Origin of the sequence: Chloroflexus islandicus, from assembly GCF_001650695.1 — a bacterium.
Lineage (GTDB): Bacteria > Chloroflexota > Chloroflexia > Chloroflexales > Chloroflexaceae > Chloroflexus > Chloroflexus islandicus.
The window spans coordinates 1-13,101 of record NZ_LWQS01000032.1 but is presented as its reverse complement, the minus strand read 5'-3'; the positions used below and the strand labels follow the sequence as shown (position 1 = coordinate 13,101).

At 61.4% G+C, this 13,101-nt stretch carries 9 protein-coding genes; 7 read left to right on the top strand and 2 right to left on the bottom strand.

The annotated features are described in order from the left end of the window. Positions 1 to 15: 15 nt before the first annotated feature. The 4 genes from A6A03_RS01860 (at position 16) to dprA (ending at position 4,709) form a co-directional block, all read left to right on the top strand. Complete coding sequence (locus tag A6A03_RS01860) at positions 16 to 714, top strand: DsbA family protein (protein WP_066783026.1); 699 nt, start codon at positions 16 to 18, stop codon at positions 712 to 714. 137 nt (positions 715 to 851) lie between these two features. Then, positions 852 to 2,240 (top strand): protein translocase subunit SecD, encoded by a 1,389-nt coding sequence (gene secD, locus A6A03_RS01855; RefSeq protein WP_066783025.1) that lies wholly within the window; start codon positions 852 to 854, stop codon positions 2,238 to 2,240. Positions 2,241 to 2,299: 59 nt separating this feature from the next. Then, positions 2,300 to 3,301: a protein translocase subunit SecF gene (secF, locus tag A6A03_RS01850; RefSeq protein ID WP_066783023.1), complete on the top strand. Its 1,002-nt coding sequence runs from the start codon at positions 2,300 to 2,302 to the stop codon at positions 3,299 to 3,301. A 322-nt stretch (positions 3,302 to 3,623) separates the two neighbouring features. Next, positions 3,624 to 4,709, top strand: coding sequence for a DNA-processing protein DprA (dprA, locus tag A6A03_RS01845; RefSeq protein ID WP_066783021.1), 1,086 nt, complete (start codon positions 3,624 to 3,626; stop codon positions 4,707 to 4,709). 664 nt (positions 4,710 to 5,373) lie between these two features. On the opposite strand, the gene A6A03_RS01840 is transcribed toward dprA, so the two are convergent. Together A6A03_RS01840 and A6A03_RS01835 are read right to left on the bottom strand one after the other, a co-directional pair. Then, a complete protein-coding gene (locus A6A03_RS01840) occupies positions 5,374 to 5,847 on the bottom strand; it encodes an NUDIX domain-containing protein (protein ID WP_066783020.1) in 474 nt (157 codons plus the stop codon). A 201-nt stretch (positions 5,848 to 6,048) separates the two neighbouring features. Then, positions 6,049 to 6,936, bottom strand: coding sequence for a LysR family transcriptional regulator (locus tag A6A03_RS01835; RefSeq protein WP_066783019.1), 888 nt, complete (start codon positions 6,934 to 6,936; stop codon positions 6,049 to 6,051). A 237-nt stretch (positions 6,937 to 7,173) separates the two neighbouring features. Between A6A03_RS01835 and nrfD the strand changes: the two genes are divergently transcribed. The 3 genes from nrfD to A6A03_RS01820 are packed head-to-tail and all read left to right on the top strand — an operon-like array spanning position 7,174 to position 12,768. Then, complete coding sequence (gene nrfD, locus A6A03_RS01830; protein WP_066783017.1) at positions 7,174 to 8,859, top strand: NrfD/PsrC family molybdoenzyme membrane anchor subunit; 1,686 nt, start codon at positions 7,174 to 7,176, stop codon at positions 8,857 to 8,859. A 13-nt stretch (positions 8,860 to 8,872) separates the two neighbouring features. Further along, positions 8,873 to 11,833, top strand: a complete 2,961-nt coding sequence (locus A6A03_RS01825) for a molybdopterin-dependent oxidoreductase (protein ID WP_066783016.1) — start codon at positions 8,873 to 8,875, stop codon at positions 11,831 to 11,833. Further along, on the top strand, positions 11,830 to 12,768 hold the full coding sequence (locus A6A03_RS01820) for a TorD/DmsD family molecular chaperone (RefSeq protein ID WP_066783015.1): 939 nt from the start codon (positions 11,830 to 11,832) through the stop codon (positions 12,766 to 12,768). Before A6A03_RS01825 ends, A6A03_RS01820 begins: the two co-directional genes overlap by 4 nt. The last annotated feature ends 333 nt before the right edge of the window (positions 12,769 to 13,101 follow it).

The window sequence follows — 13,101 nt, the reverse complement described above, 5'->3', positions numbered from 1 at the left end:
GGTCAGGAGACAGCAATGAGCGTGCAGAGCACCCGTGGCCGCCGGGTCAAGGCAGCCAAACAGAACAATTTACTCTATTTGTACATCGCGGTTGGCGTGGTGGCGGTCTTGGCCCTCACTGCGCTGATCGTCTTCCTCACCCGCAATCAGGGCGAAGTCAAAACGCCGACTGCGCCGGTTGGGCGCACGGCTGAAGGGTTCTATTACAAGGGCAACCCCGACGCGCCGGTGAAGGTGATTGCGTTTGAAGACTACCAGTGCCCCGGCTGCGCGTTCTTTACCCGCAGCCTCGAGCCGATCCTCGAACGTGATTACATCAATACCGGCAAGGTGCAGTTTATCTACCACGAGCTACCGCTGACCAATATTCATCCCAATGCTGTTGCGGCTGCCGAAGCCGCCCGCTGCGCCGGTGATCAAGGCAAGTTCTGGGAGATGCACAGCCAAATCTTCGCCAACCAGAGCATTTGGGCCCAACTCAGTTCGCCGCTGAATACCTTTAGCGGCTACGCCGGCATCGTGGGCATCGACCGCGCCAAGTTCGATGCGTGTATGCAAGCCGGCACCCATCGCGAGGCGATTTTAGCCGCAGCGCAATCGGCTGCCGAGCTCGGCGTGCAGGCTACGCCGTCGTTCAGCGTGAATGGCCAACTGGTCGATTCGAGCCGGCTGTTTACCGCGATTGACGCTGCGCTGCGCGCTGCTGACCGCTGATGGTCACTATCCGGTGTTTGGCCGCCACACGAATGCGTTGTTCGTGGCTATTCTCTTCTCGACGGCGGCCTTGACGCGCCGCCGTCGCCGGCCTATAATGGGCCGGCTTTTCGACATGAGTGAGGAGCAGGGCAACCGTGCAAAACCGTAATCTTTCAGCGCTGATATTGATTATTGTCGTGACTGGGCTGGCGCTGGCCGTTAATTTTGCCCCCAACAACAATTTCTTGGGCCGCGATGTGAGCGTGCGGCTTGGCCTTGACTTGCAAGGCGGCATTCAAGTCTTGTTGCGCTCGGCTGATCCTAATGCCACCCCCGAACAGATTGCCACTGCCGCCGGTGTGATCGAGCAGCGCGTCAATGCGCTTGGCGTTGGTGAGACGGTGGTGCAGCGGGCCGGCAATGACCGCATCATCGTCGAATTACCCGGCGTGGCTAACCCCGAACAGGCGATTGAGACGTTGCGTGGTACTGGCCGGCTTGAGTTTATCGATTCGCAGGGCCAATATTTGGCCGACGGCGCGATTGTGCGCACCTCAAGCAGTCCCAACCCGCCGCAACTGCTCGAAAGTGGTACTGTCACCGATGTGAATAGCCTCGGCCCGATTTATCAGAGCATCACCGACGGCGCCGATCTCGATACCAGCGCCGTGCAGCCGACCTTCTCGCAGGGTGGCGCGCTTGGCAGCCGCCCAGCGGTCTCGTTTGCCTTCCGCGGCGAGTCGGCCCGCCGCTTGGCCACCTTTACCGCTGCCAACGTTGGCCGCCCGATGTGTATCGTGCTCGATAATGTGGTGGTGAGCTGCCCGGTAATCAACGCCGCGCTTACTGATGGCTCCGGGGTGATTGAGGTAACGACCGAGGCCGAACGCAATCAGATTTTTAATAAGCTGAAGTATGGCGCGTTGCCAGTGCCGCTGGTGATCGAGACCAGCCGTACCGTGACCGCGACCCTCGGTCAAGAGAGTGTAGCCGCGAGTATCGTGGCCGGTATCATTGGCTTGTCGGTGGTCGCGATCTTTATGATCCTCTTCTACCGCGGCCCCGGTCTGATCGCGACGATCGCGCTCTTGATTTATACCGCCATCAGCTTTGCCATTTACCGCCTGATCCCGGTGACGCTGACTCTGCCGGGTATTGCTGGCTTTATCCTCTCGATCGGGTTGGCGGTCGATGCGAACGTGCTGATCTTTGCCCGCTTGCGCGAAGAGTACCGCCGGGGCCGTGATATTCGCAATGCACTAGAGTTGGGGTTTGTCGAGTCATGGCCGGCCATCCGCGACTCGAGCGTGTCTACCCTGATTACCAGCATTGTGCTGTTTATGTTCGGCAACAGTTTCGGCGTCAGCTTGATCAAAGGGTTTGCGCTCACGCTTGGTCTCGGTATTGTGATCAGTCTTTTTACTGCCGTGATTGTGACCCGCACCTTCTTGCGCGTCGTGTTGCCGTTGTTTAGCGATGAACGCGCATGGTGGTTCGGCGTCGATCGCCGCGAGACCGCACCGGCGGCGACGGCGGCTTCCTAGCGGGTGAGTAGGCGCAAGCGTGCAACGAATCGTATCCGTGACACTGGAGTAACGTCACTATGGAACATCTCGTCCGCCGTCGCTATTGGTGGTTTGCGTTTTCACTCTTGGTTATTTTGCCCGGTCTGTATATGCTGTTCTTGCACCCGCTCATCACGACCGGGAGGTTTGCGATTGGCTTGCGGCCAAGCATTGATTTCGCCGGCGGCGCGTTGTGGGAGTTGCGCTTTCCTGATACGACGCCGGAGTCATTGACGACCGACCGCATCGCGCAGGCGTTCGCCGCCGGCGGGTTTGAGGGCGCACAGGTACAACTAAGCCCAACCACTGTTGATGGCCGTCCCGTGGCGGCAGCGCTGGTGCGCACCCGCCCGCTCAGCGAGTCGGATCCGAATAGCGAGATCGAGGCGGTGATGAAGGCATTGACCGATGCCTTCGGCACCGTCACCCGCGAACGGCTTGAGAGCGTTGGCCCCACGGTCAGCGCCGAGTCGACCCGCAGCGCCGTGATCGCGGTGCTCGGCGCGTCGCTGGTGATCCTGCTCTATCTGACGTGGGCCTTCCGCAAAGCGCCGCATCCGGTGCGCTACGGTGTCTGCGCGCTGATTTCGATGCTGCACGATGTGTTGGTGGTGCTTGGCATCGCCGCTATCCTCGGCGTGGCGATCGGGCTTGAAGTTGATGCCCTCTTCCTGACCGCGCTACTCACGACGCTGAGCTTCTCGGTTCACGATACGATTGTGGTCTTTGACCGCATTCGCGAGAATTTGCTCAACCGCCATCCCGCCGAGACGTTCGACGATATTGTCAATCATAGCCTCGTGCAGACGCTGCCGCGATCGATCAATACCCAATTGACGACCTTCTTTACCCTCACGGCGCTGTTGCTGTTCGGCGGCGACACCATCCGCAATTTTGTGTTGATGCTGCTAATCGGCCTGATCAGTGGTACCTATTCGTCGATCTTCAACGCTGCCCAGTTGCTGGTGGTGTGGGAGCATCGCGAGTGGCGGAATTGGTTTGGCCGTGGCCGCCGCGGTGAAGCCGCCCAAGCGGTGTAATATCAAGGCGCCTGGAGAGCCGGACGGCTGTCCGGCTCCGCAACGGCGCAGAGATGTTTAACGCAACGGCGCAAAGATCGCAGAGGACGCGAAGTATTTGATAGGTGGAACCCAAGCGTACTTGTGCCCCATCCATCATCCACCCTCTGCGACCTTTGCGTTCTCTGCGTCTTTGCGTTTTACCCTCTGCGTTCTTTGCGTTCTCTGCGTCTTTGCGTTTTTACCCTCTGCGTTCTTTGCGCTCTCTGCCTCACTTCGCGCAACTTTTGCCGATCTGGCGCGGTTTCTTATATAGAGACCGTTGTTGAGAGCGCAATCACGTATGCACGACATCACCCGCTACTACCTTGGTTTTAACCTTGTACCCGGCATCGGCCCGCTCCGGCTCGCGCGCCTGATCGAGCAGTGCGGCTCGGTGGCGGCAGCGTGGCATGCCGATGAACCCGATATGATCGCCGCCGGGTTAGACGCGCGCAGTATGGCTGGCTTGCGCGCGGCCCGCCAGACCATCGACCTCGACGCCGAGCTGGCCCGGTTGCGTGCCGCCGGCGTGATGCCGGTGGCGATCACCGATCCGATCTACCCGCCGCTACTCCGCATGATTCCAGCCCCACCGCCATTGCTCTACGTGCGCGGCACGCTGACGCCAGCCGACCAACGGGCAGTGGCCATCGTCGGCACGCGCCAGCCGAGCACCTATGGCCGCGAAGTGACCCGCCGGCTGGCCCGCGATCTCGCCGCCGCCGGGATCACGATTGTCAGCGGGTTAGCGTTAGGCATTGATACGATCGCCCATACTGCCGCCCTTGAGGCCGGCGGACGCACGATTGCCGTGCTGGCGTGCGGCGTCGATCGGGTCTACCCTGAACGGAACCGCGTGCTGGCCGAGCGGATCACGACCGCCGGCGCGCTAATCAGCGACTACCCGCTCGGCACGCCACCCGCGCCGCTCAACTTTCCCCCGCGCAACCGGATTATCGCCGGCTTGAGTCTGGCCACGCTGGTGGTAGAAGCCGGCGAACAGAGCGGTGCGCTGATTACCGTGCAGTTTGCGCTCGATCAAGGGCGCGACGTCATGGCCGTGCCGGGATCGATCTTTAACCCGCTCAGCGCCGGCCCGCACCGTCTCATCCGCGAAGGAGCGGCGCTAGTCACCGATGCAAGTGATGTGTTGGCGGCGCTTGGTCTCGATGGGCCGCACCGGCCTGACGAGTCGCCGCTGGAGCTGGCTCTCACCGCCGAAGAAGAGGCGATCTACCGGGCCGTCGAAGCCGAGCCGCAGCACATTGACGCCATTGGCCGCGCCGCCGGCCTGCCGGCAGCCGCCACCGCCGCCGCATTGGCGTTGTTGGAACTGAAGGGGATCGTGCGCCAAGTTGCACCGTTCTACTACTCACGAGGCCGATAAGAGGAGGGAGTGGGGAATGGGGCAGAGTGGTGAATAGCCGCAAAAAGACCCAAAAGGCGCAAAAAATGGTTGCATTTGTGTCTTTTGTGTCTCTTTGTGGCTATTCCGCCAACAAGCCTCTGCGCACCTTCACGTCCTCTGCGACTTAAAAAGGGAGTGGGGGGGTGCGTCCCCACCTGTCATTGCGAGGGGCCTATCCCCCGCAGCAACCTCCCGCGTCAGCGGCAGCAATACCTGAGGACACGAATCTCGTGCTCGCGAGGGATTGCTTCGCCGCCTCCGGCGGCTCACAATGACAGGGGGAAGGCGGAAAGCGCACCGCTCCCGTGTTCGCAGGGGATTGCTTCGCTCCGCTGGCGCTCCGCTCGCAATGACAGGGGGAAGGCGGAAAGCGCACCGCTCCCGTGTTCGCAGGGGATTGCTTCGCTCCGCTGGCGCTCCGCTCGCAATGACAGGGGGAAGGCGGAAAGCGCACCGCTCCCGTGCTCGCGGGGCAGGAGCGAAAAGGTTGAATAGCCACGAAAAAACGCAAAAGGCACAAAAAATGGTTACATTTGTGTCTTTTGGGTCGCTTCGTGGCTATTCCGCCAACAAACCTCTGCGCCCCTTCGCGTCCTTCGCGCCTTTGCGTTAAGCATCTCTGCGCCTTTGCTCCCTCTGCGCCTTAAAAATCGAACGCGGCTTCAGGCCGGTCGGCAAAGGCATCAACCAGCATGCGGCGAGTGCGGGTCAGCAACGGCGGCAACCGGTTCGGGTCGAAAAAGCCGACATTCACATTCTCGTGACCGGCCTGCTGCAACTCGCCACCAACGATCCGGGCCGCAAAAAAGATTGCCAAAATCTGCGACTGATCGCCGTTGGGGTAACTCCACGCAAAATCGGGGCCGCTATAGATCCCAATCAGCTTAAATGGCTCTAAAATCAAACCAGTCTCTTCATGCACTTCGCGCACCAAGGCCCGCGCCGGCGACTCATCAAGGCTGATCGTTCCTCCCGGCACATCCCACAGCATCACATCGGCGCGCCGGCATAGCAATATCTGCCCCGCTTCATTGCGGACAAACCCGCTCGCGCGCACTTGCAGAATGCGTTGATGGCCAACGTAGCTGCGCAGCCAGCGTGTGTATTTCACGGTCATATCCGGCTCCTGTTGAGAATAGCCCCAACGATTGCAAAAATGAAAGATCTAGCGAGGTTTCTATCGCTTTGCTCAAGTTGACGGCTATTATAGCACTTCTCACTACGAAGCAATGTGTGCTGTCCAGCAAGCAAGCGACCGGTGACGAGGATAAAAACCTACAAGAAGAACCGCACTCCCTACTCCCTTCTCCCCACTCCCTCATACCTGTCCCTTCAACCACGCCATCAATGCTAGGCTCTGCGGACGATCGCTCAGGCGCACCCAGCTCAACTGGCGCTGCACCACCAGATCGGGAATATTGAGCACTTCGAGCTTGCGGGCAATCACCTCGGCCTTAATCGTGACGCGCGATACCATGCTCAGACCCAATCCGGCGCTCACCGCCTGTTTCACCGCCTCGGTGCTGCCCAGCTCCATCACTGGACGGATCGTAATTCCGCGCGCCGCTAACGTCTGCTCCATCACCTCGCGCGTGCCCGAACCGGGTTCGCGCAAAATAAACGGCGCGCCGTTGAGTTCGGCGCAAGGCACATGGGCGCGCCGGCTGAGCGGGTGATCGGGTGGGGCGATCACCACCAGCTCGTCGTTGCGCCATGGGGTAATCTGAAGATGTTCCTGTGGCGTGACCGGCCCTTCCACGTAAGCAATATCGATCCGGTAGGCGAAGAGGTGTTCAAGCACCTGTTGGGTATTGCCAATATCGAGAAACAGCTCAATCCCCGGATATTGGCGGTGGTACGCGCCTAGCAACGGCGGCAATAAATAGATGCCAATCGTACTGCTAGCCCCAATGGCCAGCCGGCCCCGTTGCAAGCCGCGCAACTCTTTGAGCGCCTCGACCGCTAATCGTTCGTGGGCAAAGATCCGGCGGGCATGCTCGCCGAGGATCGCGCCAGCTTCGGTCGGAGCCACCCCGCGCGCGCGTCGCTCAACGAGCACGGTATTGAGTTGTCGCTCAAGCTCTTGGACGGCCCGCGATACCGCTGATTGGCTCATCGTCAGCGCGTCGGCAGCGCGCGTAAAGCTGCCATGGTCGAGCACCGCAACGTAGATCCGCAACAGGTGCAGGTTGAGGGTCACGTTCATGCCTCACAATTACGATGAGTGAATACGAATGGCTGCATTGTACCATGCAGATGAAAGGATAGATAATCATGGAGTGCGGCAGTCAAACTGCCGCACTCCATACGGGATCGCTGCCGTGTTGCAGGTATACACTCATTCGATGCCTCTCATCGAAAATATCTGCTTGTTCGATGAGCAGGTTTCTGTTACGATATAATTCAATCGAGATCTTATCCTCATAGCCAGAAAGAGCTGGCCATGACAAACTACGGCTTCCTCATCGATCAGCGGAAGTGTATCGGCTGCCATGCGTGTAGCACGGCGTGCAAATCGGAAAATGAGGTTCCGCTCGGCGTCTACCGCACATGGGTCAAGTATGTCGAGACTGGTACGTTTCCTAACACCCGCCGCCACTTCCAAGTCACTCGCTGCAACCACTGCGCCAATCCGCCCTGTGTCCGCATTTGTCCCGTGACCGCGATGTACCAGCGCACTGACGGCATCGTTGAGTTCGATCCGAAGGTGTGCATCGGCTGCAAAGCCTGTATGCAGGCGTGCCCTTACGACGCGATCTACATTGATCCGGAAACGCACAACGCGGCTAAGTGCCACTTCTGCGCCCATCGGGTTGATCAGGGTCTCAAGCCGGCCTGCGAGATTGTCTGCCCCGAACAGGCGATCATCTCTGGTGACCTTGATGATCCGAACAGCTTGATCAGCCAGTTGATCGCCCGCGAGCCGGTGTCGGTACGCAAGCCCGAACAGGGCACCGCGCCGAAGTTGTTCTATATCGACGCTGATCAGACCACGTTGACGCCAACCGCCTCAACCACTAGCTCGACCTTCATGTGGGCCGATGTGGTCAGCGAGCAGTTGGTAGGCCATCACCATGGCAACGGCAATGGCCGGGTGAAGGCTGCCCGTGAGGTCATCCCGCTCACTGCCGCTTCGGGTGCAACGATCCGCCCGCCGCGCGAGCAGGGTTTGGGGGTTGGTCAGAGCGCGTTGATGATGGGTGGACGGGTGGCCGGCCACATGGTGCAGACGGCCTACAATGCCCAGCACAAGATTCCATGGCATTGGCCGGTGCCAGCCTATCTGGTCACGAAGGGGATCGGGAGCGGCGTCTTTTTGGCGATTGCCGCCGCCGTCGGATTGGGATTGGCGCCGCTGGCCGCGCCGCTGCTGGCGACGGCGCTCTTTGTCAGCCTGCTCTTTATCGGCATTACCACCGGCTTGCTGGTCTTTGACCTCGATAAGCCGCACATGTTCTTGACCATTCTCACCCGCCCGCAGTGGCGCAGTTGGTTGACCCGCGGCGCGTTTATCCTGATCGGCTTTACCGGCGTGGCCGGGTTGTGGTTCCTCGCCGAAGCCGGGGCGGCCTTTAATGTGTGGCCGGAAACGGCCATTGCTGGGTTGCGCCCGCTCTTTGCGTGGGTGGGCATCCCGCTGGCAGTGATGGCCGCGATCTACACCGCCTTCCTCTTCGCCCAAGCCGAAGGCCGCGACCTCTGGCAAAGCCCGCTCTTGCCGGCCCACCTGCTGGTGCAGGCCTTGATGGTTGGGGCGGGGACGCTGCTGCTCATGGCGCCATTGATGGCGATGCCGGCTGAATTCCTCACCCTGCTCGGCTGGCTGTTCGCCGGCGGCCTTGCGCTCGATCTCTTTATGCTGCTGTTGGGCGAATTCGGTATTCCGCATGCCAGCGAAGTTGCGGCCCGCGCCGCTCACGACATTAGCCACGGTCGCTACCGCCGCCACTTCTGGCAGGGTGCGATCGGGTTGGGCCACGTCGTGCCGATCGCCTTGATCGCGCTGGCCTTGCTCGCGCCTGCCTTGGCTGCGCCGCTCTTAGCGGTGGCTGGGTTGGCCGCCATTGCTGGTCTGTACGCCTTTGAATATGCGTTTGTTATGGCGCCGCAACACGTGCCGAACAGTTAGGAAAGGTGTGGTCATGGCGACGTCATTGCTTAATCGTTTGTTAGGAACGCTCAGCCAGAAGCCGCAAGCGCGGGTCGAACCGCTGGCCCCGCCGGTCGACCGGTATGTCACCAGCGATGCGCCGGCAACCGTGCCGGCTAGCACGGAGTTGCGTGACTATCCGCCGGTCGAACGCTGGAATGACTGGACGGAGTACGATCCGAAGCTGTGGCCGCAGAAGGTGGCCCGCCGTTATACGCTGGTGCCGACGATCTGCTTCAATTGCGAGAGCGCCTGCGGCCTGCTCGCCTATGTTGATGTCGAGACGCTCAAGATCAAGAAGTTTGAGGGTAATCCGCTCCATCCCGGCAGCCGGGGCCGCAACTGCGCCAAGGGGCCGGCGACGCTCAACCAAGTCTACGACCCCGACCGCATCCTCTACCCGCTGAAGCGGGCCGGTAAGCGCGGTGAAGGCAAGTGGGTGCGCGTCTCGTGGGACGAGGCGCTCAACGAGATTGCCGGACGCATTCGCAAGGCGATTATCGAGAAGCGCCAGACTGAGGTCATCTACCACGTCGGTCGCCCCGGCCACGATGGGATTATGGAGTGGGTGCTGCCGGCGTGGGGGGTTGACGCCCACAACTCGCACACCAATGTCTGTTCGTCGGGGGCGCGCTGCGGGCAAGCGATGTGGATGGGGTACGACCGGCCTTCGCCCGATCACGCCAATGCCCGCGTGATTTTGCTGATCAGCTCACACCTCGAAACCGGCCACTACTTCAACCCGCATGCCCAGCGCATTATGGAAGGCAAGATGGCCGGCGCCAAGCTGATCGTGCTCGATACCCGCCTCTCGAATACGGCCTCGCTGGCCGATGAATGGCTCTCGCCGTGGCCGGGCAGCGAGACGGCGATCTTGTTGTCCATCGCTAACTATCTCATCCGCACCGGCCAGTACAACCGCGACTTTGTGCGCCGCTGGGTGAATTGGGATGCCTATCTGCGCGCCGAACATCCCGGCACGCCGGTCAGCTTCGAGCATTTCGAGATGAAGCTGCAAGAGCTGTACGCCCAATACACCTTCGAGTTCGCCGCCCAAGAGAGCGGGGTCAGCGCCGAGCAGATCGAGCGGGTGGCGAAGATCATCGCCCGCTGCGAAGGCAAATTGGCCACCCATAGCTGGCGCAGCGCCACCAGCGCCAACCTCGGCGGCTGGATGGTCGCCCGCTGCCTCTGGTTCCTCAATGTTCTCACTGGCTCGATCGGCGTCGAAGGCGGCACCTCGGCCAACGTCTGGGATAAGTGGATCCCGCGCCACCCCAACATGGCGCCGCACCCGAAGGTCTGGAACGAGTTGACGTGGCCGGAAGAGTACCCGCTCACCTTCTACGAATTGAGTTATCTCTTGCCACACCTCCTCAAAGAAAATCGCGGCAAGATTGACACCTACTTCACCCGCGTCTACAACCCATTGTGGACGAACCCCGACGGCATGAGCTGGCTGGAAGTGCTGACCGACGAGAGCAAGATCGGTTTGCACGTCCATCTCTCGCCGACGTGGAGCGAGACCGGTTGGTTCGCCGATTACATCTTGCCGATGGGGGTCGGGGCCGAGCGCCACGATATGATGAGCCAAGAGACCCATGCCGGTTGCTGGATCGCCTTCCGCCAGCCGGTGTTGCGCGAGGCGCTGCGGCGGTTGGGCAAGCCGGTCAAAGATACCCGCGAAGCCAACCCCGGCGAGGTGTGGGAAGAGACCGAGTTCTGGATCGAGCTGTCGTGGCGGATTGACCCCGACGGCAGCCTCGGCATCCGCAAGACCTTTGAAAGCCCGTACCGGCCCGGCCAGAAGATTACGGTCGATGAGCTGTACGGGTGGATGTTCGAGAATCACGTGCCCGGTTTGCCCGAAGCGGCGGCGAAAGAGGGTCTCACGCCGCTAGAGTATATGCGGCGCTACGGCGCATTCGAGCTGCGCAAAGGCGCGATGCCGACCTTCGACAAACCGCCAAGCCCAAGCGAACTGGCCAACGCGACCATCGACCCCGACACCAAGATCGTCTATACCAAGACGCCGGCCCAGCCGTCGTCGAATATCACGCCGCTGCCTTACTTCGAGCCAGACCCCGAACGCGGGAGACCGATCGGCATCCAGCTCGAAGACGGCACAATTGCGACCGGCTTCCTCACCCCGTCGCGCAAACTTGAGTTCTACTCGACGACGCTGCGCGATTGGGGGTGGCCTGAATACGCCATTCCGACCTACATTCACAGCCACGTTCACCCCAGCAAGGTGGATCGGAACAAGAACGAAGTCGTGCTGCTCTCGACCTTCCGCTTGCCGACGCTGATCCACACCCGCAGCGGCAACGCCAAGTGGCTGTACGAGATCAGCCACAAGAACCCGGTCTGGATCCATACCAGCGACGCCGAGCGGCTCGGACTGCGCACCGGCGATCTGATCAAGGTCATCACCGAGATCGGCTACTTCGTCGATCGGGTCTGGGTGACGGAAGGCATCCGTCCCGGTGTGATCGCCTGTTCGCACCACTTGGGGCGCTGGCGGTTGCAAGAAGACGGCGGCGGCAAGCTCTCGACCGCGCTGGTTGATCTCAAGCAAGAGGGCGAAGGCAAATGGCGGATGCGCCAAGTCCACGGCATCAAGCCCTACCAGAGCGAAGACCCCGATACGGCGCGGATCTGGTGGGAAGATGCCGGCGTGCATCAGAACCTGACCTTCTCGGTGCATCCTGACCCGATCAGCGGCATGCACTGCTGGCACCAGAAGGTGCGGATCGAACCAGCCGGCCCGAATGACCGCTACGGCGACATTTTTGTCGATACCAAGCGGGCGCACGAAGTCTACCGCGAATGGTTGGCGATGACCCGTCCGGCGTCGAAGGTCTCGCCCGACGGCTTGCGCCGGCCACACTGGCTGCTGCGTCCGTTCCGTCCGGCGCGTGAAGCGTACCTGTTGCCGAGGAAAAAGTCGTGACGGCGTATTCTGAATTGGCGGCCCGTCAGGCGTTAGCCAGCCTGATTGGCCGCCTGCTGCTCACGCCGCCTTCCGCCGACCTGTGGGCGGAGGCGGCGACGTTGCCAGAACTGGCTGAGGTGATGGGCGACGGGCGCGAGGCGCTCGCTGTCGCCTATGAATATCTGGTCGGGCGCAACGTCTACCCCTACGAGTCGCTCTACCGCGACGAAGAGCTGATGCTCAACACCGCCGCCGCCGAGCGAGTGGCGGCCTTGTACGAGGCATGCGGTTTTGTCCCTGACCCCAACGTAGGCGCGCCTGACCATTTGGGGTTGGAACTGACCGTGCTGGCGCGCCTGATCGCAACTGAAGCCGCTGCGCAGGCCAACGGCGACGCCGCGCTGCGCAGTTGGGCGCGGCGGCAGGCCGCGACGTTGCTGCGCCAGCATCTCGCCGGTTGGGCGCCGATTTGGGCGCGCACGGTGCAACGCATTCCGGCCCATCCCTTTTATCAGACGGTGGCCGGTTTAGTGGTGGAATTGATCGGCAGCGAACTTGAGCGGCTGGCCGGCGAGCCGGTCGCCGTCCAAGAGTACATACCCCTGCAACCGGCCACCCCCCACGATGAAGAGACCGATCTGAGCGCGCTGATCCGCCATCTGATCACGCCGGTCAAAGCTGGCTTCTTCCTCAGCCGGGCCGACTGCTCGGCGCTGGCGCGGCAGCTCGGTTTCGCCATCCCGATCGGCGACCGCTTTAGCATGGCGCGCACCCTGTTCGAGACTGCCGGCCAGTTCGATCAGGTCGAAGGGTTGATCAGCGCCCTTCAAGACATTATGTCAAGCGAAGCTGCAGAGCTGCGCCGGCTGATCGCCACCCAACCGGTATGGGATGCGGCCTTGCAACCGTGGCTCGCGCGATTGGCAGACAGGCGCTGGTTGGCGGTGAGTTAAGGTTGCCCCCACCCCGTGCCCCTCCCCCGCTGGGGGAGTTGCCCCCACCCCCAACCCCGCTCCCGCTGGGGGAGGGGTGGAGAATAGCCACGAAAAGACACAAAAGACACAAAAACGTGCTATTCTTGTGTCTTTTGGGTCGCTTTGTAGCTATTTGACTCCGTGCCCTCACCCCCATTCCCTCTCTCACTAGCGCGGGAGAGGGGCGCTACTCGCTTCCGCTCCTGTTATGCCTCGTTCGCCCATCGCGCAGCTCCCCCTCTCCCGCCGTGCGGTGGGAGAGGGGGTTGGGGGGTGAGGGAGTCAAACGCAAAGGCGCATGGTCGAGCCGGA